Consider the following 22,570-nt stretch of genomic DNA (forward strand, 5'->3'; position numbering starts at 1 on the left):
CGGCAAAGCACGGGCAAAGACGGGCGCACGCCTGGACGGCGTAGACGTACGAGGGCGAAGGGACAACGCGGACACATGAGCGCGTCAGGCGGTACCAGGGCGATCGTGGCGGCACTCGGCGCCAACCTCGCGATCGCGGCATCGAAGTTCGTGGCGTTCGCGTTCAGCGGCTCCTCGTCGATGCTCGCCGAGGGTGTCCACTCGCTGGCCGACTCGGGGAACCAGTTCCTGCTCCTGATCGGCGGCAAGAAGGCCCAGCGCGAGGCGACCCCGCAGCACCCCTTCGGCTACGGCCGCGAGCGCTACATCTACGCCTTCCTCGTCTCGATCGTCCTGTTCTCCGTCGGCGGCATGTTCGCCATCTACGAGGGCTACGAGAAGATCCTGCACCCGCACGAGATCGAGCACTGGTACTGGCCGGTGGGCGTCCTCCTGTTCGCGATCATCGCCGAGGGCTTCTCGTTCCGTACGGCCATCAAGGAGTCGAACGAGCTGCGGGGCAAGCTCTCCTGGTCGCAGTTCATCCGCCGGGCCAAGGCGCCCGAGCTGCCGGTCGTCCTCCTGGAGGACTTCGGCGCGCTCATCGGTCTGGTCCTCGCCCTCGGCGGCGTCGGTCTCGCCCTGCTCACCGGCGACGGCATCTGGGACGGCATCGGCACCGTCTGCATCGGCGTCCTGCTCGTCCTGATCGCCCTGGTCCTGGCCGCCGAGACCAAGTCGCTGCTGCTCGGCGAGGCCGCGGGCATCGAGGAGGTCAAGAAGATCGAGGCCGCCATCGTCGACGGCGACACGGTCACCGGCGTCATCCACATGCGCACGCTCCACCTCGGCCCCGAGGAGCTGCTGATCGCCGCCAAGATCGCCGTCCAGCACGACGACACGGCCGCCGAGGTCGCGAACGCCATCAACGCGGCCGAGGCCCGCATCCGCGCCGCCGTCCCCATCGCCCGGGTCATCTACCTGGAGCCGGACATCTACAGCGAGGCCGAGGCCGCCAAGGGCCCCGACCCGGAGGCGACCCCCGGCGGCCCGACCCCGCACCCGGTCGGTCACTGAGGGGCTCACCCCCTCGAGTCGGCTCTACGGGCCAGGGCGCCGACGTCACCGTCGGCGCCCTTCGCCTCTCCCGAGGTCAGGAGAGATCAGCTCACCCGACCTCGCCGAGCACGTCGAGTACGGCCCGCCCCTCCTCCGCCGCCAGCAGCCGCTCCCGGAAACCGGGGTCCATCAGCTTGCGGGACAGCAGCGCGAGGATCCGCAGATGCTCGTCCCCGGCGGCCGCCTCCGGCACGGCGATCATGAAGACCAGCCGAGCCTTCGTACCGTCCAGCGAACCCCACTCGACACCCTGCGCCGACCGCGCGAACCCCACGACCGGCGCTGTCACCGCGTCCGTCTTGGCGTGCGGAATCGCGATCTCCTCACCGAGCCCCGTCGTCCCCTGCTCCTCGCGCCGCAGCGCGACCGCCACCAGCTCCTCGACGTCGGCGACCCGGCCACTGCGGCCCAGCAGCTCCGCCATCTCCCGGATCGCGGACTCCTTGCCGTCCGCGGCGAGACCGACCTGCACCGTCCGCCCGGTGAGATACCCGGAGAGGACCTCAGGCACCTCGCCGGAGGCCTCCGCCGTACCGGCCACCCCCTCGGCGGACGCCCCGTGGACCACCGCGACCGCCGGAGCGGCGGCGACCGCCACCGGCTCGCGCCGAGCCTGTCCGGGAACGACCGCACCAGCCCCGGCCGGCCCAGGCTCGGCCCCACCGGCCGGCTCGGCACGCCTGGCGCGCTCGGCCAGGTCCACCAGCGCCACGGTCGTCAACGCCGTCACCGCCGCGCCGATCACCACGGCCACGAAGAACATCGGTACGCCGCTCACCGCGCCCAGCACCGCCACGACCGGCCCGCCGTGCGGCACCGCGTCCTTCACCCCGGCCAGCCCCGCGACCGCACCGGCCACCGCGCCGCCCAGCATGTTGGCCGGAATGACCTGCGCGGGCCGTGCCGCCGCGAACGGGATCGCGCCCTCCGAGATGCCGAAGCAGCCCATGAACAGCGCCGCCAGCCCCGTCTCCCGCTCCTGCTCGGTGTACAGCCGCCTGCGGATCAGCGTGGCCAGGCCCTGGCCCAGCGGCATCACCGGGATCGCGGCCGCGCACATGCCCATGACCGTCTGGTTGCCGCTCGCGATGAGCCCCGCGCCGAACAGGAACGCCGTCTTGTTGACCGGCCCGCCCATGTCGAACGCGATCATCAGGCCCAGGATCGCGCCCAGCAGCACCGCACTGCTGCCGGTCATCCCGCCGAGCCAGCTGGTCAGGTGCTCGAACACCCAGGAGATCGGCTTGCCGATGACATAGACGAAGAACAGCCCCAGCGCCGTCGTCGCCACGATCGGGATCACGATGATCGGCATGATCGGCTGTACGAACTTCGGGACCCGGACCTTCTTGATCCACAGCACCAGATATCCGGCCAGGAAGCCGGTCACGATCGCCCCGATGAAGCCGGCGCCCGCCTGGGAGTCGTACAGCGCCCCCGTGTTGGCGATCCAGCCACCGATCATGCCTGGCACCAGAGCGGGCCGGTCGGCTATGGCGTAGGCGATGTATCCGGACAGGATCGGAATCATCAGCTGGAAGCCGATCCCGCCGATCGCGTTGACGTGTGCCCAGAAGGTGCCGTCCGGGATCACATACCCCTTGGCCGTCGCATGCCCGCCGAGCGCCAGCGAGACCGCGATCAGCAGACCGCCGACGACCACGAACGGGATCATGTACGAGACACCGTTCATCAGCGCCTTGTAGACCGTGCCCCGCTCCTTGCCGCCGCCGTTCCCGGAGGCCGGCCCGGTGGCAGCCCCGCCGGGCGTGTACACGGGCGCCGACCGCACCCGCTCGATCAGCCGCCCGGGGTGGTGGATGCCCTCGGCGACCCCGACCGTCAGCACGCGCTTGCCCGCGAAACGACTCAGGTCCACGTCTTTGTCCGCGGCGACGATGATGCCGTCGGCCGATCTGACATCGTTGTCATCGAGGACGTTCTCAGCCCCGATGGATCCTTGTGTCTCCACCTTCATCTCGATACCGAGGCCCGCGGCGGCCTGCGCGAGCTTCTCTGCCGCCATGTACGTGTGTGCGATGCCGGTCGGGCACGCGGTCACCGCCAGCAGCTTGATCCGCTGCGGCTCGTCACCGCCGCCCGTGGGGGGAGGGTCGGCCGGACTGGTCACGTCGATCTCCTAACGCCTTCGTCACACAAGGCGCCGTCCCGGACGCCTCGCGAGATCGATCGGAACTCCCGATCACCCCGCATCCTGCACCACCCCGCCCACGCCTCAAAAGGAGCGGAATTCCCAGTCCATACCGGTCTGTAGGCCCCCGCCCCACACCTTCCCGCCACCCGCCCACCCGCCTGCGAAACCCCGCTCCGCCCCCGGCCACATCCCCGGCCACATCCCCGGAACGACTTGAACTGTTCGCAGGCGGACTGGGGATGGCCCGGCCCTCCGGTGTAGCTTGGGACGGAGCCAGACGTCGCTGCTGATGGCGGTCGGGCGGTCCCGAAGCGGACCGACCGAGGGAGAGAGGGCCTCCGACGGACTGCGCTGCGCGTACGTGGGCATGCCTGTGCCTCTTCTCGGGCACCCCTGTGTCCGCCGCCGCGCAGACCAGCCGTACCCACCTCGACCCAATCCCGAGGAGCAGCTCGCAATGACGACTGTCGACAACCGACAGGACTTCAAAGTCGCCGACCTCTCCCTGGCCGAGTTCGGCCGCAAGGAGATCACCCTCGCCGAGCATGAGATGCCGGGCCTCATGGCGATCCGCAAGGAGTACGCCGAGGCGCAGCCACTGGCCGGCGCCCGTGTCACCGGTTCCCTGCACATGACCGTGCAGACCGCCGTCCTGATCGAGACCCTGGTCGCCCTGGGCGCGCAGGTCCGCTGGGCGTCCTGCAACATCTTCTCCACCCAGGACCACGCGGCCGCCGCCATCGCCGTCGGCCCGAACGGCACGCCCGACAACCCGCAGGGCGTCCCGGTCTTCGCCTGGAAGGGCGAGACCCTGGAGGAGTACTGGTGGTGCACCGAGCAGGCGCTGACCTGGCCGGACAGCCCCACCGGCGGCCCGAACATGATCCTCGACGACGGCGGTGACGCCACCCTCCTCGTCCACAAGGGCGTCGAGTACGAGAAGGACGGCAAGGTCCCCGGCGTCGACACCGCCGAGTCCGACGAGCACCGCGTCATCCTCGAACTCCTGCACCGCACCATCACGGACGGCTCGCAGAAGTGGACCCAGCTGGCGTCCGAGATCCGCGGCGTGACCGAGGAGACCACGACCGGCGTCCACCGCCTGTACGAGATGCAGCGCGACGGCGTCCTCCTCTTCCCGGCGATCAACGTCAACGACGCCGTCACCAAGTCGAAGTTCGACAACAAGTACGGCTGCCGCCACTCCCTGATCGACGGCATCAACCGCGCCACCGACGTCCTGATCGGCGGCAAGACCGCCGTCGTCTGCGGCTACGGCGACGTGGGCAAGGGCTGCGCGGAGTCCCTGCGCGGCCAGGGCGCCCGAGTGATCATCACCGAGATCGACCCGATCTGCGCCCTGCAGGCGGCGATGGACGGCTACCAGGTCACGACCCTCGACGAGGTCATCGACAAGGCCGACATCTTCGTGACCACGACCGGCAACAAGGACATCATCATGGCCTCGGACATGGCCAAGATGAAGCACCAGGCCATCGTCGGCAACATCGGCCACTTCGACAACGAGATCGACATGGCCGGCCTTGCCAAGGTCCCCGGCATCGTCAAGGACGAGGTCAAGCCGCAGGTCCACACCTGGACCTTCCCCGACGGCAAGGTGATCATCGTCCTCTCCGAGGGCCGCCTGCTGAACCTGGGCAACGCCACCGGTCACCCGTCGTTCGTGATGTCCAACTCCTTCGCGGACCAGACCCTGGCCCAGATCGAGCTGTTCACCAAGCCCGACGAGTACCCGACCGGCGTCTACACGCTGCCCAAGCACCTCGACGAGAAGGTCGCCCGCCTCCACCTGGACGCGCTCGGCGTGAAGCTCACCACGCTGCGCCCCGAGCAGGCCGCGTACATCGGCGTGGAAGTCGACGGCCCGTACAAGTCGGACCACTACCGCTACTGAGTCCGCAGGTCCGCAGTTCCTCCGAGGCAGGCCCCCGCACCCCCGTGCCGGGGGCCTGCCCCTTTGGCCTCCGGCCGGACCAGCCCGTCAAGCTCCAGGACCCCCATGCCCCGCGGCCGTTATTCGCTCCACGATCCGCACGATCACACCCCCCTCGCAGAAGAGCACTTCCAGTGCGCCCCCGGCCCGTCCGGCTGGCGCTACGTCTCCCAGCTCACCACCCCCGCGGGCGACCACCGCGGCTCGGTCGACCTCGCCCTGGACGACCTCGGCCGCCCCATCCGCCTCGAACTCCACGCGGGAGGCTGGCAGGTGCGCGGCGCCGCCCTCGACGGCGTCACCTGGGTCCGCACCGACCCCACCGGAGCCCATGCCACCGAAGGCAATGTGCGCGCCCACGCCTTCACCGGCACGTCCCCCGCGTTCCTCGTCGCCACCGCCCGTCTGCTGCGCCTCACCCCCTCGTCCGCCGCGACCCGCGTACGCCTCGTGGCCTTCACGGACCCGGTCCTTGCCCCACGCACCGTGGACCAGTCCTGGGCCTTGGTGAACAGCGAAGCACACGCCACTGACAACGGCCCCCTGACCGTGGACGAATACCAGGTCACAGCCCTGGACACGGGCGAACAGCACACCGTGCACATCGCCGGAGACGTGGTCCTGTCCGCGCCCGGAATCGAGCTGGAAGACCTCCAGTCACCGCCGTCGAGATTCGACTGAGCCCGCGCCGCCGGAGCCGGCGGCGCGAGGCGGCCCGCTACGCCGGCGGAGCGAACCCAGTGGAACCAGAACCCGTGGCCGGCCGCTCGGACGGCGGCTCATCGCGCTGCGTCGACGCGGGCGGCGCGACCGGAGCCTGAGACTGCGGCACACCCGGACCCGGGTACGGGGCAGGCTGACCAGAACCCTGCGGCCAGACCGGCGCCTGAGGCTGATACGCGTTCGGCACGGGCGCCTGCGGCACCGGCGGAGGATAGCCACCGGGCACGGCACCACCGGGCGCGCCGGGCGCGAAACCGGACGGCGCACCCCCGGTGGCCACAGGCCCCGGGCCCCCGAAGGCATGCCGGGCCTCGCGAGCCTGCCGCTCATGGACCACAGCCGCCAGGAAAGCGGCCGGGTGCATACCCTGCGGCGTCGGAGCCCCCGTACGAGCGGCGAGATCGGCAGCGAGCCGCTGCCCCATGTCCCAGGACACCTGAGGATCGAGCTGCTGCATCCGCGTCAGGTACTGCCGGACGGCGAGCCACAGCCCGTCCGGTACGGCCGACAGGTCCAGCTCGGCGAACCGCCCCGCCAGCCACGGCGGAGGCGGGGGCACGAGACCCGCCCGCCCCACGGGAATCCGCTCGCGCACGACCAGGGTGCCCGCGAAGACGTCCCCGAGCCGCCGACCCCGCGCCGACACCAGCGAGGCGATGCAGGCCACGATCCCGAAGGTCATCAGGATCTCGACCACACCGATCGCACCCCGCACCAGCGCGTGCCGGAAGCGGATGGGCCCACCGTCGTCCCGCACCACCCGCAGCCCGAACGCCAGCTTCCCGAGCGAGCGCCCATGGCTGAGCGTCTCCACCGCGATCGGACCGCCGACCAGCACCAACATGAAGGTCGCGATCGACAGCGCGACCTGGGCCGCCTCGTCCAAGGACGCGGTCGCCGCCACCAGCGCGAAGGTCACGCCGATGTACACGAGCACGGCCACGACCAGGTCCAGCAACACCGCCAACGCCCTGCTCGGCAGCTTGGCAGGCCGCAGTTCCAGCGCCACCGCCTCGCCGGTCACCAGCTCACTCACGCCCGCCGTCCTTCCCCTGGTCTGCCCCGTGAAGCGCAAGTCTGCCAAGCTGAGGGCGCATCGCGCCGCAGTAAGACAAGCTGACAGCATCACGAGCCTCCACCACGAGCAGTGGACGACCAGCCGAGGAGCAGGCAGACCCGATGGACCTGGACGTCTTCGTCTCCGCACACCGAGCCGAATGGGACCGCCTCGACGCCCTGCTCCGCCGCCAGCGCCGCCTCAACGGCGCCGAGGCAGACGAACTCGTCGCCCTCTACCAGCGCACCGCCACCCACCTCTCTCTCATCCAGTCCAGCGCTCCCGATCCGCAGCTGACGGGCCGGCTCAGCCAACTCGTGGCACGCGCGCGCAGCGCCGTCACGGGTACCCGCCGCACCTCGTGGCGCGACGTCACGCGCTTCCTCGGTCAGGGATTCCCCGCCGCGGTCTACCGTGCCCGCCACTGGTGGGTGCCCACCGCGCTCATCTCGACCGCCATCGCGATCCTCCTGGGCTGGTGGATAGGCACCCATCCAGAGGTGCAGTCGACCATCGCGGCCCCCAGCCAGCTGCGCGAGCTGACCCGTCCCGGCGGCGAGTACGAGACCTACTACTCGAGCCACCCCGCGGCTTCCTTCGCCGCCCAGGTGTGGACGAACAACGCCCGGGCCGCCGCGATGTGCCTGGTCCTGGGCGTCTTCCTGGGGCTGCCCGTGCTCTGGATCCTCTTCGAGAACATGCTCAACCTGGGCGTCGGCATCGGCCTGATGTCCTCCGCCGGCCGTCTCGACACTTTCCTCGGCCTGGTCCTCCCGCACGGCCTGCTCGAACTGACCGCGGTCTTCGTCGCCGCAGGCACCGGCCTCCGCCTCGGCTGGACCGTCATCGACCCAGGTCCCCGAAGCCGGCGTACCGCTCTCGCCGAGGAAGGTCGGGCCGCGGTGGGCATGGCGATAGGCCTCGCACTGGTTCTGTTCGTCTCCGGTGCCATCGAAGGCTTCGTTACCCCGTCCGGCCTTCCCACCTGGGCCCGCATCGGCATCGGAGTCGCGGCCGAGGTGGCATTCCTGGCGTACGTCTACGTCCTCGGCGGCCGGGCGGTACGCGCCGGCGAGACGGGCGACCTCGACGCGGCCGAGCGCAGCTCGACCGTCCCGACGGCCGCCTGATGTGCGTCCAGGGCCTGTGAGCTGCTAGTCTCCTCTTCGCCCCACGAAACCCGTTGACACGGGTGGAGGGGGGAGGTAGATTCAATGAGTTGCCTAGAACTGGACAAGTTCAGGGCTGATCGTTTAGAATCTGTCTGCTTCCCCAGGCGTCGCGACTGTGACGCTGAGAAGCACTCCGACTTACTACTCAGAAATGAGCGGCCGGTCAGGCCGGTCAAAAACTTCTGATAAAGTCGGAACCGCCGGAAAGGAAACCGCGAGAGCGGAAACCTGGAAAGCACCGAGGAAATCGGATCGAGAAAAGATCTGATAGAGTCGGAAACGCAAGACCGAAGGGAAGCGCCCGGAGGAAAGCCCGAGAGGGTGAGTACAAAGGAAGCGACCGTTCCTTGAGAACTCAACAGCGTGCCAAAAATCAACGCCAGATATGTTGATACCCCGTCTCCGGCCATCACGGCTGGGACGAGGTTCCTTTGAAATAACACAGCGAGGACGCTGTGTCCGAGAGGATCATTCCTCCTCTTGGACCGCTCTCGTGATGTGTGCACCGGATTACCGGTAAACATTCACGGAGAGTTTGATCCTGGCTCAGGACGAACGCTGGCGGCGTGCTTAACACATGCAAGTCGAACGATGAAGCCCTTCGGGGTGGATTAGTGGCGAACGGGTGAGTAACACGTGGGCAATCTGCCCTTCACTCTGGGACAAGCCCTGGAAACGGGGTCTAATACCGGATACGAGCCTCCAAGGCATCTTGGGGGTTGGAAAGCTCCGGCGGTGAAGGATGAGCCCGCGGCCTATCAGCTTGTTGGTGAGGTAATGGCTCACCAAGGCGACGACGGGTAGCCGGCCTGAGAGGGCGACCGGCCACACTGGGACTGAGACACGGCCCAGACTCCTACGGGAGGCAGCAGTGGGGAATATTGCACAATGGGCGAAAGCCTGATGCAGCGACGCCGCGTGAGGGATGACGGCCTTCGGGTTGTAAACCTCTTTCAGCAGGGAAGAAGCGAAAGTGACGGTACCTGCAGAAGAAGCGCCGGCTAACTACGTGCCAGCAGCCGCGGTAATACGTAGGGCGCAAGCGTTGTCCGGAATTATTGGGCGTAAAGAGCTCGTAGGCGGCTTGTCACGTCGATTGTGAAAGCCCGAGGCTTAACCTCGGGTCTGCAGTCGATACGGGCTAGCTAGAGTGTGGTAGGGGAGATCGGAATTCCTGGTGTAGCGGTGAAATGCGCAGATATCAGGAGGAACACCGGTGGCGAAGGCGGATCTCTGGGCCATTACTGACGCTGAGGAGCGAAAGCGTGGGGAGCGAACAGGATTAGATACCCTGGTAGTCCACGCCGTAAACGGTGGGAACTAGGTGTTGGCGACATTCCACGTCGTCGGTGCCGCAGCTAACGCATTAAGTTCCCCGCCTGGGGAGTACGGCCGCAAGGCTAAAACTCAAAGGAATTGACGGGGGCCCGCACAAGCGGCGGAGCATGTGGCTTAATTCGACGCAACGCGAAGAACCTTACCAAGGCTTGACATACACCGGAAAGCATTAGAGATAGTGCCCCCCTTGTGGTCGGTGTACAGGTGGTGCATGGCTGTCGTCAGCTCGTGTCGTGAGATGTTGGGTTAAGTCCCGCAACGAGCGCAACCCTTGTTCTGTGTTGCCAGCATGCCCTTCGGGGTGATGGGGACTCACAGGAGACCGCCGGGGTCAACTCGGAGGAAGGTGGGGACGACGTCAAGTCATCATGCCCCTTATGTCTTGGGCTGCACACGTGCTACAATGGCCGGTACAAAGAGCTGCGATACCGTGAGGTGGAGCGAATCTCAAAAAGCCGGTCTCAGTTCGGATTGGGGTCTGCAACTCGACCCCATGAAGTCGGAGTCGCTAGTAATCGCAGATCAGCATTGCTGCGGTGAATACGTTCCCGGGCCTTGTACACACCGCCCGTCACGTCACGAAAGTTGGTAACACCCGAAGCCGGTGGCCCAACCCCTTGTGGGAGGGAGCTGTCGAAGGTGGGACTAGCGATTGGGACGAAGTCGTAACAAGGTAGCCGTACCGGAAGGTGCGGCTGGATCACCTCCTTTCTAAGGAGCACTTCTAGGCCGCCTAGCGGTCCAGAGGCCAGTACATCGGCGAATGTCTGATGCTGGTTGCTCATGGGTGGAACGTTGATTATTCGGCACGGTCCAGGATGGACCAGGCGCTAGTACTGCTCTTCGGGGCGTGGAACGCTGATCTGGTCGGCTGATCGTGTCGGGCACGCTGTTGGGTGTCTGAGGGAATGGATTTCCTCAGTCGCCGGCCCCGGTGAAGCATCGTGTAAGCGGTGTGTGACGGGTGGCTGGTCGTTGTTTGAGAACTGCACAGTGGACGCGAGCATCTGTGGCCAAGTTTTTAAGGGCGCACGGTGGATGCCTTGGCACCAGGAACCGATGAAGGACGTGGGAGGCCGCGATAGTCCCCGGGGAGTCGTCAACCAGGCTTTGATCCGGGGGTTTCCGAATGGGGAAACCCGGCAGTCGTCATGGGCTGTCACCCGCTGCTGAACACATAGGCAGTGTGGAGGGAACGAGGGGAAGTGAAACATCTCAGTACCCTCAGGAAGAGAAAACAACCGTGATTCCGGGAGTAGTGGCGAGCGAAACCGGATGAGGCCAAACCGTATGCGTGTGAGACCCGGCAGGGGTTGCGCATGCGGGGTTGTGGGATCTCTCTTCTGTCGTCTGCCGGCGACAGGACGAGTCAGAAACCGTTGATGTAGGCGAAGGACATGCGAAAGGTCCGGCGTAGAGGGTAAGACCCCCGTAGTCGAAACGTCAGCGGCTCGTTTGAGAGACACCCAAGTAGCACGGGGCCCGAGAAATCCCGTGTGAATCTGGCGGGACCACCCGCTAAGCCTAAATATTCCCTGGTGACCGATAGCGGATAGTACCGTGAGGGAATGGTGAAAAGTACCGCGGGAGCGGAGTGAAATAGTACCTGAAACCGTGTGCCTACAAGCCGTGGGAGCGTCGGAAGCACTTCGGTGCTTCTCGTGACTGCGTGCCTTTTGAAGAATGAGCCTGCGAGTTTGCGGTGTGTTGCGAGGTTAACCCGGGTGGGGAAGCCGTAGCGAAAGCGAGTCCGAACAGGGCGCTTCAGTAGCACGCTCAAGACCCGAAGCGGAGTGATCTAGCCATGGGCAGGTTGAAGCGGAGGTAAGACTTCGTGGAGGACCGAACCCACCAGGGTTGAAAACCTGGGGGATGACCTGTGGTTAGGGGTGAAAGGCCAATCAAACTCCGTGATAGCTGGTTCTCCCCGAAATGCATTTAGGTGCAGCGTCGTGTGTTTCTTGCCGGAGGTAGAGCACTGGATAGGCGATGGGCCCTACCGGGTTACTGACCTTAGCCAAACTCCGAATGCCGGTAAGTGAGAGCGCGGCAGTGAGACTGTGGGGGATAAGCTCCATGGTCGAGAGGGAAACAGCCCAGAGCATCGACTAAGGCCCCTAAGCGTACGCTAAGTGGGAAAGGATGTGGAGTCGCACAGACAACCAGGAGGTTGGCTTAGAAGCAGCCACCCTTGAAAGAGTGCGTAATAGCTCACTGGTCTAGTGATTCCGCGCCGACAATGTAGCGGGGCTCAAGCGTACCGCCGAAGTCGTGTCATTGCAGCATATAGCCCCAACGGGTGCTGTGATGGGTAGGGGAGCGTCGTCTGCCGGGTGAAGCAGCACCGGAAGGTAGTTGTGGACGGTTGACGAGTGAGAATGCAGGCATGAGTAGCGATACAAACGTGAGAAACGTTTGCGCCGATTGACTAAGGGTTCCTGGGTCAAGCTGATCTGCCCAGGGTAAGTCGGGACCTAAGGCGAGGCCGACAGGCGTAGTCGATGGATAACCGGTTGATATTCCGGTACCCGCTGTGAAGCGTCAAACATCGAACCTATTGATGCTAAGGCCGTGAAGCCGTTCCGGACCCTTCGGGGAAAGGAAAGTGGTGGAGCCGCTGACCCAAGATGGTAGTAGGTGAGTGATGGGGTGACGCAGGAAGGTAGTCCATCCCGGGCGGTGGTTGTCCCGGGGTAAGGGTGTAGGACGTGAGGTAGGCAAATCCGCCTTGCATGTAGTCTGAGACCTGATGCCGAGCCGATTGTGGCGAAGTGGATGATCCTATGCTGTCGAGAAAAGCCTCTAGCGAGTTTCATGGCGGCCCGTACCCTAAACCGACTCAGGTGGTCAGGTAGAGAATACCGAGGCGTTCGGGTGAACTATGGTTAAGGAACTCGGCAAAATGCCCCCGTAACTTCGGGAGAAGGGGGGCCATTCCTGGTGAGAACACTTGCTGTTCGAGCTGGGGGTGGCCGCAGAGACCAGCGAGAAGCGACTGTTTACTAAAAACACAGGTCCGTGCGAAGCCGTAAGGCGATGTATACGGACTGACGCCTGCCCGGTGCTGGAACGTTAAGGGGACCGGTTAGCTCCATTTCGGTGGGGCGAAGCTGAGAACTTAAGCGCCAGTAAACGGCGGTGGTAACTATAACCATCCTAAGGTAGCGAAATTCCTTGTCGGGTAAGTTCCGACCTGCACGAATGGCGTAACGACTTCTCGACTGTCTCAACCATAGGCCCGGTGAAATTGCACTACGAGTAAAGATGCTCGTTTCGCGCAGCAGGACGGAAAGACCCCGGGACCTTTACTACAGTTTGATATTGGTGTTCGGTTCGGCTTGTGTAGGATAGCTGGGAGACTGTGAAAGCCATACGCCAGTATGGTGGGAGTCGTCGTTGAAATACCAGTCTGGTCGTGCTGGATGTCTAACCTGGGTCCGTGATCCGGATCAGGGACAGTGTCTGATGGGTAGTTTAACTGGGGCGGTTGCCTCCTAAAGAGTAACGGAGGCGCCCAAAGGTTCCCTCAGCCTGGTTGGCAATCAGGTGTTGAGTGTAAGTGCACAAGGGAGCTTGACTGTGAGACCGACGGGTCGAGCAGGGACGAAAGTCGGGACTAGTGATCCGGCGGTGGCTTGTGGAAGCGCCGTCGCTCAACGGATAAAAGGTACCCCGGGGATAACAGGCTGATCTTCCCCAAGAGTCCATATCGACGGGATGGTTTGGCACCTCGATGTCGGCTCGTCGCATCCTGGGGCTGGAGTCGGTCCCAAGGGTTGGGCTGTTCGCCCATTAAAGCGGTACGCGAGCTGGGTTTAGAACGTCGTGAGACAGTTCGGTCCCTATCCGCTGTGCGCGTAGGAGTCTTGAGAAGGGCTGTCCCTAGTACGAGAGGACCGGGACGGACGAACCTCTGGTGTGCCAGTTGTTCTGCCAAGGGCATGGCTGGTTGGCTACGTTCGGGAGGGATAACCGCTGAAAGCATCTAAGCGGGAAGCCTGCTTCGAGATGAGGACTCCCACCCACTTGATGGGGTAAGGCTCCCAGTAGACGACTGGGTTGATAGGCCAGATATGGAAGCCCGGTAACGGGTGGAGTTGACTGGTACTAATAGGCCGAGGGCTTGTCCTCAGTTGCTCGCGTCCACTGTGTTGGTTCTGAAACCACGAACAGCCCCATGTGGCCACGCATGGTCTGGTTGTCAGTTTCATAGTGTTTCGGTGGTCATAGCGTGAGGGAAACGCCCGGTTACATTCCGAACCCGGAAGCTAAGCCTCACAGCGCCGATGGTACTGCAGGGGGGACCCTGTGGGAGAGTAGGACGCCGCCGAACAAATTTTGGGAAAACCCCCGCATCTTCGATGCGGGGGTTTTCTGCGTTCAGGAGTCATTTCCCCGAAGGGGGCTGGCAGCGGCGGATTAGAGCCGGCCTGCCGCCTTCAGGGCGAGATAGGCATCAGCCAGTGCCGGGGCCAGATCGTCCGGCGTCGCGTCCACGACCGTCACTCCATGACGACGGAGTTGTTCCGCCGTGCGCTGACGTTCGCTCTGGGCCTGCGCGGCCGCGGCAGCTTCGTACACCGCCTCGGCGTTTCCCCGAGCCTGAGCCATCCGGGCGATGTTCGGATCGGCCACCGAGGCGACGAGGACCGTGTGGCGCTGGGTGAGCTGCGGGAGCACAGGCAGCAGACCCTGCTCCACCGGCGCCGCGTCGAGCGTCGTGAGCAGCACGATCAGGGAGCGGCGAGGGGCCGTACGAAGAGCTGCCGCGGTGAGGCCACGGGCGTCGGTTTCGACGAGTTCCGGCTCCAGCGTTGCCATCGCGTTGACCAGCGACGGCAGGACATCGCCGGCGGAGCGGCCCTGGACCAGGGCTCGGATCCGGCGGTCGTAGGCGAGCAGGTCAACGCGGTCGCCGGCGCGGGAGGCGAGCGCCGCGAGGAGCAGGGCCGCGTCCAGGGAGGCGTCCAGGCGTGGGATGTCGCCCACGCGGCCGGCCGAGGTACGTCCGGTGTCGAGGACCAGGAGGATGTGGCGATCGCGTTCGGGCCGCCAGGTGCGGACGGCCACGGTGGACTGGCGGGCGGTGGCGCGCCAGTCGATCGAGCGGGTGTCGTCGCCGGGGACGTACTCGCGCAGACTGTCGAACTCGGTGCCCTCGCCGCGGGTCAGCACGCTGGTGCGGCCGTCGAGTTCACGCAATCGGGCGAGTTTCGACGGCAGGTGCTTGCGGCTGGTGAACGGGGGCAGGACTCGTACCGTCCACGGCACCTTGTGGGTGCCCTGGCGGGAAAAGAGCCCGAGGGGGCCGTAGGAGCGGATCGTCACGCGGTCGGCCTGGCGATCGCCGCGACGGGTGGGGCGCAGCCGGGTCGTCACCCGTCGGCGTTCGCCGGCCGGGATGGTGACACGGTGGCGCGAGCTTTCGACCTCGGTGCCGGGCCGCCAGCTGCTGGGGGGCCATGCGTCTCGCAGGCGTGCCCGCAGAAGGCGGCCGGTCGGGTTGGTGATCGTCAGGGTGACGTCGGCGGTTTCGCCGAGACGTGCGGAGGTGTCGCCGGAGCGGGACAGGACGAGCCGTCGTACGGGTGCCGCGAGTGCGAAGTCGCAGGCGCAGGCCAGAGCCAGGGGACCGTTGACCGCGAGGATGCCCGTCCAGCCGGGTTCCAGGATGCCGACGGGGATCGAGCCGAGGGCCGCGAGAAGGGCGGCGCGTCCGGTGAGTGCCATCAGCGGGGGACCGGGACGTGGGCGAGGATGGCGTTGATGACGGAGTCCGCGGTCACGCCCTCCATCTCGGCCTCTGGGCGAAGCTGGACGCGGTGGCGCAGGGTGGGCAGGGCGAGGGCCTTCACGTCGTCGGGGATGACGTAGTCGCGACCGGTCAGCCAGGCCCAGGCCCGCGAGGTGGCGAGTAGTGCGGTGGCGCCGCGCGGGGAGACGCCGAGGGTGAGGGACGGCGATTCGCGGGTGGCGCGGCAGATGTCCACCACGTAGGCCGTGATCTCGGGGGAGACGGTTGTCTTGGCGACCGCGGCGCGGGCCGCGTCCAGGTCGGCCGGACCGGCGACCGGGCGGACGCCGGCGGCGTGCAGGTCGCGCGGGTTGAAGCCCGAGGCGTGGCGGGTGAGGACGTCGATCTCGTCCTGGCGGGAGGGTAGAGGGATCGTCAGTTTGAGGAGAAAGCGGTCCAGTTGGGCTTCGGGGAGGGGGTAGGTGCCCTCGTACTCGACCGGGTTCTGGGTCGCGGCCACGAGGAACGGCTCGGGCAGCAGGCGCGGGGTGCCGTCGACCGTGACCTGGCGTTCCTCCATGGCTTCCAACAGGGAGGACTGGGTCTTCGGCGGGGTGCGGTTGATCTCGTCCGCCAGAAGGAGGTTGGTGAAGACCGGGCCCGGCTGGAAGGAGAACTCGGCGGTGCGCGTGTCGTAGACGAGGGAGCCGGTGACGTCGCTCGGCATCAGGTCGGGGGTGAACTGGACGCGCTTGGTGTCGAGTTCGAGCGCGGATGCGAGGGTACGGACGAGCAACGTTTTGGCGACTCCGGGGACTCCTTCTAGGAGAACGTGTCCACGGCAGAGGAGAGCGACGACGAGGCCGGTCACGGCGGAGTCCTGGCCGACCACGGCTTTGGCGATCTCGGTGCGCAGGGCTTCCAGGGCGGCCCGGGCGGCGGCCGGGTCCCCGGTGTTCCCAGCGTTGTCAGTGGTCGGGTCCATCATGGACGGCGTACCTCTCTTTCGAGGGCGTCGAGTTGGTCGGTGAGTGCGATGAGGGCCGCGTCGTCGCCGGGCGGCGGTCCGAAGAGGAGGGAGTGCAGGGCCTGTCCGTCTCCGTTGAGGTGGGCGGACAGGGCGGGGAGCAGGGCTTCGGGCGCGTGCGCCTGGGCGACGGGGACGCCTACGAGGGGGGCCAGGCGCGTGCGGGTGGTGGAGCGAAGAGCGGCAGCCGCACGGTCGCGGGCGTTGGCCTTGCGGTAGAGGCGAGCGCGGCCTTCGACGGTTTCGGAGGCGCGGATCGCGACGGGGAGTTTCTCGGGCACCAAGGGGCCGAACCGGCGTGCCCGCCAGAAGGCGGCGAGGGCCGCGGCGATGAACAGCTGCAGGGTGCCCCAGAGCCAGCCCGAGGGGAGCAGGTCGAGGAAGCTCTTTCGTTCGCCGGTGTCGGCGGCGGAAGCGTCGGAGAGCGAGGGGAGGTACCAGACCAGATGGGGGCGGGAGCCGAGGAGTTGGAGGGCGAGCGAGGCGTTGCCCTGTTCGTCGAGGCGCTTGTTGAAGAGGATGTCGGGCGCGCCGAGCACGACGGTGTCGCCGTCTCCGGAGGCCGCCGGAAGGCGGAGCAGGGTGGCGAGGCGTTCGCTGGGGTAGCAGGAGTCGGCGTCGAGGTGCGTGGTGGTGTAGCGGATGCCGCCGGTGTCGGCGCTGCCGGCGCGCCGGGCTTCGGGCAGGGTGCAGTCGGGGGCGAGCGTCGAGTCGTAGCTGGTGGCGGGGTCCGCGGTGACCCCGGGTGCGAGTCGTTCGACGGACGAGCTGCCGGCGGCGACGAGGATGGTGCGGCCACCGGAGTCCGCCACGGCCGAGTGCAATCGGGTCTGTTGACGGGGCGTCAGAAGGTCGGGTACGGCGACGAGAAGTGTGGTGTCCGGGCCGGCGGCGGCGCGTGCCGCGCCGAGCGAGGTGACCACGCGCGTGGAGACGCCCCGGTCGGCGAGGAGTTCGGCGACGGCGCGGCTGCCGTAGGGATCGGGGGAGCGCGGGTCGAGTTCGCCGTGCCGGGTCTGGGAGCGGACGGCGGCGATCGCGACGGCCGCGATCAGGATCAGCACGACGGCCGCGGCGATGCCTCGCCCGCGAGTCCACATCTGGCGGGCGGTGGGCGACGCCGAGGTGGTCGGCAACGTGGCCTCGGCGGTCATTCGGCGGCCCCCTTGCTGGTGTTGTGGGCCGTGCTGTTGGTGCTGTTGGCGAGGACCGGCCGGCTGCGCTCCAGGTCGCGGTCGAGTTCGGCGATGCGCCGGTACGACTGCTCGCTCGCCCTGCGTCCGCCGTATGTGACGTCGTCGAACTCCCGGGCGGCGGAGCGCAGTCGGTCGGTGTGCGCCGGGAGGGTGCGGCCGGCTTCGGCGGCGGCTTCGTCGGCGGTGCGGCCGGGCCGGACGTCGAGCAGGGTTCGTTCCTCCAGGGAGCGGACGATGGCTCGCATGCGTTCCTGGACGGCCTGGTTCCAGTGGCCCTGGGCGGCGTGTGCCTCGCTGGCCGCGCGGTGTTCGGCGGCGCTGCGGGGGCGCTCGTCGAACAGGGCTGTGGCGGAGACCGGTTGGCGGCGCGGAGTGCCCAGGCGCCACCACAGGGCGGCCAGCACGGCGAGGACGAACAGGACGACGACGAGCAGGCCGAGCGTGCCGCCCGGTGTCGCCGAGGCGGCCGTGTTGAACAGCTTGTCCAGCCAGTCCCAGAAGGCGTTCAGGGCGCGCTGGAGCAGGCTGGGGTCGTTCTCGTGGTACATCCGCTTGGACAGCTCACGGCGCGCCGCCTCCCGCGCGGGATCGCGCGGAATGGTCACCGGCGGCTCGTCGCCCGAGCCGCCGGCCGCCAGGACCGTGCCGTGTGCCGCGCCCAGCAGGCTTCGTACGGCCGATCCGGCGGCGCCCGGCAGGGCCGGTGCCGCCGTGAGAACTCCCCCCGTCAGGCTCACCGCATCAGCTCCCGGGGACGGGGCCGGGGGCGCCGGCGCCGTAGTCCTGGACGCCGGCGGCGCGGGCCAGTTCGAGGTCGAGGGCCTCGCGGCGGATCCGCTGGTCGATGTACAGGAGCACGGTGACGCCCGCGTTGATCGGGAGCGTGATCATGGAGCCGATCACCGAACCGATGCCGCTGATGATCAGGAAACTCCAGCCGGGGCTCTGTGCGTCGGGGGCGAAGAGGCCCGCCATCCCGTCGCCGCTGACGGCGCCCGCGATGAGGGCGAAGGGGATCACGACGAGCGACGAGACGATGTTGGCGATGAGCCCGGCGAGCAGCTGGATGCCGAGGACGCGCCACCAGGAGCCGCGGACCAGCTTCGCGGAGCGGCTCATCGACTTCACGATGCTCTGCCGCTCCAGCATCAGCGCGGGCGAGGCCAGGGAGAAGCGGACCGTCAGCCACACCGCCACGATGCCGGCGGCGAGGACGCCCAGGACGATCAGCGCGATGCCGGCTCCCTTGTTTCCACCGGCGACGACGACGAGGATGCCGGGCAGCGCGCCGCAGAGCAGCACACCGACGGCGATGAGGCCCAGCAGGAGGAGCAGACCGAACAGCTTCGGTACCTGCGGGCGGGCGTCCCGCCAGGCCTCGCCCGTGCTGACCGGCTTGCCGAGGACGGCGCGGCTGGTGACCGTCGTGAGCAGGGCGGTCGCGATGATGGTGCCGACGACGGAGATCACGGCCACGAGACCGGTGCCGGCCATGACCGCTCCCACGGCCTGGAGTATCTCGCTCGCCGAGGCGCTGCGGTCGTTGAGGGTGCTGGTGGTCTCGTCGTTCAGCAGGAGGCCCTGCAGGAGGATGACGCTCAGCTGGGTGAGGACCGCGACGGTGAGCGAGATGCCGAGGACCGTGCGCCAGTAGGTGCGCATGGTGGAGACGGCACCGTCGAGGATCTCGCCGACGCCGAGCGGGCGCAGCGGGATCACGCCGGGCTTGGCAGCGGGCGGGGGGCCGCCCCAGCCGCCGCCCCAGGCTCCGTAGCCGCCGGGGGTGCCGTAGCCACCGTGGCCGCCAGGAGGACCGCCGTAGGAGCCGCCTCCGTACCCGCCGGGCTGTCCGCCGCCGTACCCGCCGCCCCAGCCCGGGCCGGGCGGTGGGGGTGGCGGGGCCTGGCCAGGGCTCGGGGGACCCGTGGGCGCGGACCACTGGCCGGCCGGCGGCTGGTCCTTGGACCACTTCGGGCCTTGGCCCTGCGGGTCTGCGCCAGGCTGCGCGGCCGGTTCGGCGGGGCCGGGACGGTCGGTGGGCTCGGCGGGGCCGGACGCGCCGGGTTCCCGCCCGTCGGGCGACGAGGCGGATCCGGGCGAGGCCCAGCCCGGAGTGTCTGTCATCGATGCTCCTTCACGGTGCCCGTCCGCGGTCGCGACGGCAGGTTGGCAGACATCGTGCCATGGGGTGGTCACCACGTGACCGGCCGCGGTAGGGCCTGCACACCTTCAATTGTCCGCCGGATCCGGGGCAGACTGACCGCATGGCTGATCAGTACGCGCAATCCAGCGAGGACAAGAGGCCGACCGAGATCCCTGTGCTCCGATGGGAGGAACCACCTGAAGGTCCCGTACTGGTCCTTCTCGACCAGACGAGGCTGCCCGGCGAAGAGGTCGAGCTGGTGTGCACGGACGCGCCCGCGCTGGTGGAGGCGATCCGCTCGCTCGCCGTGCGCGGGGCGCCGCTGCTCGGTATCGCCGGGGCGTACGGCGTGGCGCTCGCCGCCGCGCGGGGCTTCGACGTGGAGGAGGCCGCGCGGGCGCTCGAGGGTGCCCGGCCGACCGCCGTGAACCTTTCCGTCGGGGTGCACAGAGCCGAGGCCGCCTACCGCACGGCGCTCGCGAGTACGGGCGATCCGACCGCGGCGGCGACGGCGGCGCTGACCGCCGCGCGGACTCTGCACCGGGAGGATGCCGAGGCCAGCGCCCGGATGGCCGCCCACGGCCTGGCGCTGCTGGACGAGCTGCTGCCGGGTGGCGGGCAGCGGATCCTGACCCACTGCAACAGCGGATCGCTGGTGTCGGGCGGGGAGGGCACGGCGTTCGCGGTGACTCTCGCCGCGCACCGTGCGGGGCGGCTGCGGCGGCTGTGGGTGGACGAAACGCGTCCGTTGCTGCAAGGGGCTCGCCTGACGGCGTACGAGGCGGCCCGCCACGGCATGGCGTACACCTTGCTCACCGACAACGCGGCCGGTTCGCTGTTCGCGGCGGGTGAGGTGGATGCGGTGCTGATCGGGGCGGACCGGATCGCGGCCGACGGTTCGGTGGCGAACAAGGTGGGGAGCTATCCGCTCGCGGTGCTCGCGCGGTACCACCATGTGCCGTTCATCGTGGTGGCCCCGGTGACGACGGTCGACCCGCAGACGCCGGACGGGGCGTCCATCGAGGTCGAGCAGCGCCCCGGTTATGAGGTGACCGAGGTCACAGCACCCCAGGTGCCGGTGACAGGAGCAGGAGGCGGGATTCCGGTGGCACCCCTGGGGACCCAGGCGTACAACCCGGCGTTCGACGTGACGCCGCCCGAGCTGGTGACGGCGATCGTCACTGAGGAGGGGGCCGTTTCTCCTGTGACGACCGAGGCTCTTGCGGAGCTGTGTGACAGGTCACGCCAGGTAACGACCAGCTAATGGGATGAAGTCGCGTCGATCAACGGCAACGGCCCCTCCACCTGTGGTGATCCGCAGACGAAGGGGCTGTTGACATCTGAGGCTGACATCAAGGCAATGCCATATCAGGTGGCGTGCAGGGGGCATCGTTCGTCTGCCGCAAGGTGCGAGGTCTGTAGTGGTGGGCGGCGGCTGCCGGGCCGGGGCCGCGGTTCATCATGTTGGCCTGCGGCTTGCCGTCGTAGCCGAGGTAGGTGGGGACGGCGAGGTTGCACAGGGTGTGGGTGGTGCCGCTGCCGTCGGTCCCCGCCATTTCCACCTGCCTCTGTTGTGCTGGCTCAGCCCGGAAGCGCTCCACCTCCACCGGTTTGCCGGGCGACGGATTGCCGCCCTGCAAGGTGAGGTACTCGTTGTCGGAGCGCCTGATGAAGTACACGCCCGGGGCCGGCCCCGCCGGCTTGGCGGCAGCGGTCGGATTCGCCTTCGCGGCGTCCTTGGCCGCCTGTTCCTCGAGCTTCCGCTCCAGCTCCTTCGTGTCGAGGTTGGCCAACATCGGGTTCTGTTTCTTGGCTTTCGCGACGGCCTGCTTGGCGGTGAGGCCGGGCTGCAGCTTCATGAACCTCAGAGCGGTCTCGAAGAGCATCTTGGGCATGAGGAGTTCAGCGCCGAGAGAGCGGCCATCGAACACTCAGAGAGCGACACACGACCCTGTGGTTCGGCCGGGCTCGCAGCCCATCGTGGTGTCGCTGACTCCGTCGATCTTCGTCGCGGTTCGGGCCAGAAGTGCACGTGTCCCGGAGGCACAGCGGCAGGCGCGTGGGCCGATGGGGGCGGCGGCTGGTGCAATGGCGGTAGCCAGTGCAGACATGATGACGAGGGAACGCATGGGCGATCTCAGAAGTGGTTGCGCTGGGTAGCTGACATCCGTGGCTGACATCAACGTCGGCGGACGAAGGCAGACAGTGACGGGCTCCTACGACTATCGTCACGAGGCCGTGACCTGCCTCACCAGGGCGCCTGTCGCTGTTATGAGAATGGGATGATGTCGTTTATGAAGGGACGAGTCCTTGTCGTCGACGACGACACCGCACTGGCCGAGATGCTCGGTATCGTGCTGCGTGGTGAAGGTTTTGAGCCGTCTTTCGTAGCCGACGGCGACAAGGCGCTGGCCGCTTTCCGTGAGAGCAAGCCCGATCTGGTGCTGCTCGATCTGATGCTGCCCGGCCGTGACGGTATCGAGGTGTGCCGCCTGATCAGGGCGGAGTCCGGGGTGCCGATCGTGATGCTGACGGCCAAGAGCGACACCGTCGACGTGGTCGTGGGCCTGGAGTCGGGCGCCGACGACTACATCGTGAAGCCGTTCAAGCCGAAGGAGCTGGTGGCCCGGATCCGGGCGCGGCTCAGGAGGTCGGAGGAGCCGGCGCCGGAGCAGCTCACCATCGGTGACCTGGTCATCGACGTGGCCGGGCACTCGGTGAAGCGGGACGGGCAGTCGATCGCGCTGACCCCGCTGGAGTTCGACCTGCTGGTCGCGCTGGCCCGCAAGCCGTGGCAGGTGTTCACGCGTGAGGTGCTGCTCGAGCAGGTGTGGGGTTACCGCCACGCTGCGGACACGCGGCTCGTCAACGTGCACGTCCAGCGGCTTCGCTCCAAGGTCGAGAAGGACCCGGAGCGGCCGGAGATCGTGGTGACAGTCCGTGGTGTCGGTTACAAGGCCGGACCGAGCTGAC

The 22,570-nt window shown here is 67.4% G+C and carries 14 protein-coding genes and 3 rRNA genes; 9 read left to right on the forward strand and 8 right to left on the reverse strand.

The annotated features are described in order from the left end of the window. The first annotated feature begins 75 nt into the window (after window positions 1-75). Window positions 76-1,056 carry a cation diffusion facilitator family transporter gene (locus CRP49_RS17915; RefSeq protein WP_097254277.1) on the forward strand — a complete coding sequence of 327 codons (981 nt, stop codon included), beginning with the start codon at window positions 76-78 and terminating at the stop codon, window positions 1,054-1,056. Between the two features lie 91 nt (window positions 1,057-1,147). Here CRP49_RS17915 and CRP49_RS17920 read toward each other — a convergent pair whose 3' ends face one another. Next, the gene (locus CRP49_RS17920; RefSeq protein ID WP_097254278.1) at window positions 1,148-3,229 is read right to left on the reverse strand and encodes a fructose-specific PTS transporter subunit EIIC; all 2,082 of its coding nucleotides are present in this window, start codon (window positions 3,227-3,229) and stop codon (window positions 1,148-1,150) included. 481 nt (window positions 3,230-3,710) lie between these two features. Here CRP49_RS17920 and ahcY point away from each other — a divergent pair, with 481 nt between their 5' ends. Continuing rightward, entirely contained in the window at window positions 3,711-5,168 is a 1,458-nt protein-coding gene (ahcY, locus tag CRP49_RS17925) for an adenosylhomocysteinase (RefSeq protein WP_094220772.1), read from the forward strand. A gap of 105 nt (window positions 5,169-5,273) precedes the next feature. After that, window positions 5,274-5,888 carry a hypothetical protein gene (locus CRP49_RS17930; protein ID WP_097254279.1) on the forward strand — a complete coding sequence of 205 codons (615 nt, stop codon included), beginning with the start codon at window positions 5,274-5,276 and terminating at the stop codon, window positions 5,886-5,888. A 37-nt stretch (window positions 5,889-5,925) separates the two neighbouring features. Here CRP49_RS17930 and CRP49_RS17935 read toward each other — a convergent pair whose 3' ends face one another. Next, entirely contained in the window at window positions 5,926-6,966 is a 1,041-nt protein-coding gene (locus CRP49_RS17935) for an RDD family protein (protein ID WP_179851662.1), read from the reverse strand. Between the two features lie 143 nt (window positions 6,967-7,109). Here CRP49_RS17935 and CRP49_RS17940 point away from each other — a divergent pair, with 143 nt between their 5' ends. The 4 genes from CRP49_RS17940 (at window position 7,110) to rrf (ending at window position 13,830) form a co-directional block, all read left to right on the forward strand. Continuing rightward, on the forward strand, window positions 7,110-8,117 hold the full coding sequence (locus CRP49_RS17940; RefSeq protein ID WP_097254280.1) for a stage II sporulation protein M: 1,008 nt from the start codon (window positions 7,110-7,112) through the stop codon (window positions 8,115-8,117). Window positions 8,118-8,682: 565 nt separating this feature from the next. Continuing rightward, window positions 8,683-10,208 (forward strand): 16S ribosomal RNA (locus CRP49_RS17950). A 300-nt stretch (window positions 10,209-10,508) separates the two neighbouring features. Then, window positions 10,509-13,628: ribosomal RNA gene (locus CRP49_RS17955) — 23S ribosomal RNA — on the forward strand. 85 nt (window positions 13,629-13,713) lie between these two features. After that, a 5S ribosomal RNA gene (gene rrf, locus CRP49_RS17960) occupies window positions 13,714-13,830 on the forward strand. Together the 16S, 23S and 5S rRNA genes form the textbook arrangement of a ribosomal RNA operon. Window positions 13,831-13,916: 86 nt before the next feature. Here the strand turns inward: rrf and CRP49_RS17965 are convergent. From CRP49_RS17965 to CRP49_RS17985, 5 genes are read right to left on the reverse strand one after another with little or no spacing between them, the layout of a single operon-like run. Beyond that, window positions 13,917-15,227, reverse strand: a complete 1,311-nt coding sequence (locus CRP49_RS17965) for a DUF58 domain-containing protein (protein ID WP_097254281.1) — start codon at window positions 15,225-15,227, stop codon at window positions 13,917-13,919. After that, window positions 15,227-16,216 (reverse strand): MoxR family ATPase, encoded by a 990-nt coding sequence (locus tag CRP49_RS17970; RefSeq protein ID WP_097254282.1) that lies wholly within the window; start codon window positions 16,214-16,216, stop codon window positions 15,227-15,229. The genes CRP49_RS17965 and CRP49_RS17970 overlap by 1 nt, the downstream gene beginning before the upstream one ends. Next, window positions 16,216-17,412: a DUF4350 domain-containing protein gene (locus tag CRP49_RS17975; RefSeq protein ID WP_097254283.1), complete on the reverse strand. Its 1,197-nt coding sequence runs from the start codon at window positions 17,410-17,412 to the stop codon at window positions 16,216-16,218. The genes CRP49_RS17970 and CRP49_RS17975 overlap by 1 nt, the downstream gene beginning before the upstream one ends. Then, on the reverse strand, window positions 17,409-18,191 hold the full coding sequence (locus CRP49_RS17980) for a DUF4129 domain-containing protein (protein ID WP_097254284.1): 783 nt from the start codon (window positions 18,189-18,191) through the stop codon (window positions 17,409-17,411). Before CRP49_RS17980 ends, CRP49_RS17975 begins: the two co-directional genes overlap by 4 nt. A 4-nt stretch (window positions 18,192-18,195) precedes the next feature. After that, window positions 18,196-19,578 (reverse strand): glycerophosphoryl diester phosphodiesterase membrane domain-containing protein, encoded by a 1,383-nt coding sequence (locus tag CRP49_RS17985; RefSeq protein WP_097254285.1) that lies wholly within the window; start codon window positions 19,576-19,578, stop codon window positions 18,196-18,198. 140 nt (window positions 19,579-19,718) lie between these two features. On the opposite strand from CRP49_RS17985, the gene mtnA reads away from it, so the two are divergent. Then, window positions 19,719-20,861, forward strand: coding sequence for an S-methyl-5-thioribose-1-phosphate isomerase (gene mtnA, locus CRP49_RS17990; RefSeq protein ID WP_097254286.1), 1,143 nt, complete (start codon window positions 19,719-19,721; stop codon window positions 20,859-20,861). Window positions 20,862-20,949: 88 nt separating this feature from the next. Here mtnA and CRP49_RS17995 read toward each other — a convergent pair whose 3' ends face one another. Next, on the reverse strand, window positions 20,950-21,492 hold the full coding sequence (locus tag CRP49_RS17995; RefSeq protein WP_097254287.1) for a hypothetical protein: 543 nt from the start codon (window positions 21,490-21,492) through the stop codon (window positions 20,950-20,952). A 387-nt stretch (window positions 21,493-21,879) separates the two neighbouring features. Here CRP49_RS17995 and mtrA point away from each other — a divergent pair, with 387 nt between their 5' ends. Next, the gene (gene mtrA / locus CRP49_RS18000) at window positions 21,880-22,569 is read left to right on the forward strand and encodes a two-component system response regulator MtrA (RefSeq protein WP_187279108.1); all 690 of its coding nucleotides are present in this window, start codon (window positions 21,880-21,882) and stop codon (window positions 22,567-22,569) included. Window position 22,570: the final 1 nt, after the last annotated feature.

The organism is Streptomyces sp. Ag109_G2-15, from assembly GCF_900215565.1.
GTDB lineage: Bacteria > Actinomycetota > Actinomycetes > Streptomycetales > Streptomycetaceae > Streptomyces > Streptomyces diastatochromogenes.

Bases quoted from the DNA above. Each gene is read 5' to 3' on its own strand.
- CRP49_RS17995 (WP_097254287.1), bottom strand. From the start codon at position 21,492: ATGCCCAAGATGCTCTTCGAGACCGCTCTGAGGTTCATGAAGCTGCAG.
- mtnA (WP_097254286.1), top strand. From the start codon at position 19,719: ATGGCTGATCAGTACGCGCAATCCAGCGAGGACAAGAGGCCGACCGAG.
- CRP49_RS17940 (WP_097254280.1), top strand. From the start codon at position 7,110: ATGGACCTGGACGTCTTCGTCTCCGCACACCGAGCCGAATGGGACCGC.
- CRP49_RS17965 (WP_097254281.1), bottom strand. From the start codon at position 15,227: ATGGCACTCACCGGACGCGCCGCCCTTCTCGCGGCCCTCGGCTCGATC.
- ahcY (WP_094220772.1), top strand. From the start codon at position 3,711: ATGACGACTGTCGACAACCGACAGGACTTCAAAGTCGCCGACCTCTCC.
- CRP49_RS17975 (WP_097254283.1), bottom strand. From the start codon at position 17,412: ATGACCGCCGAGGCCACGTTGCCGACCACCTCGGCGTCGCCCACCGCC.
- CRP49_RS17930 (WP_097254279.1), top strand. From the start codon at position 5,274: ATGCCCCGCGGCCGTTATTCGCTCCACGATCCGCACGATCACACCCCC.
- CRP49_RS17985 (WP_097254285.1), bottom strand. From the start codon at position 19,578: ATGACAGACACTCCGGGCTGGGCCTCGCCCGGATCCGCCTCGTCGCCC.
- CRP49_RS17970 (WP_097254282.1), bottom strand. From the start codon at position 16,216: ATGGACCCGACCACTGACAACGCTGGGAACACCGGGGACCCGGCCGCC.
- mtrA (WP_187279108.1), top strand. From the start codon at position 21,880: ATGATGTCGTTTATGAAGGGACGAGTCCTTGTCGTCGACGACGACACC.
- CRP49_RS17915 (WP_097254277.1), top strand. From the start codon at position 76: ATGAGCGCGTCAGGCGGTACCAGGGCGATCGTGGCGGCACTCGGCGCC.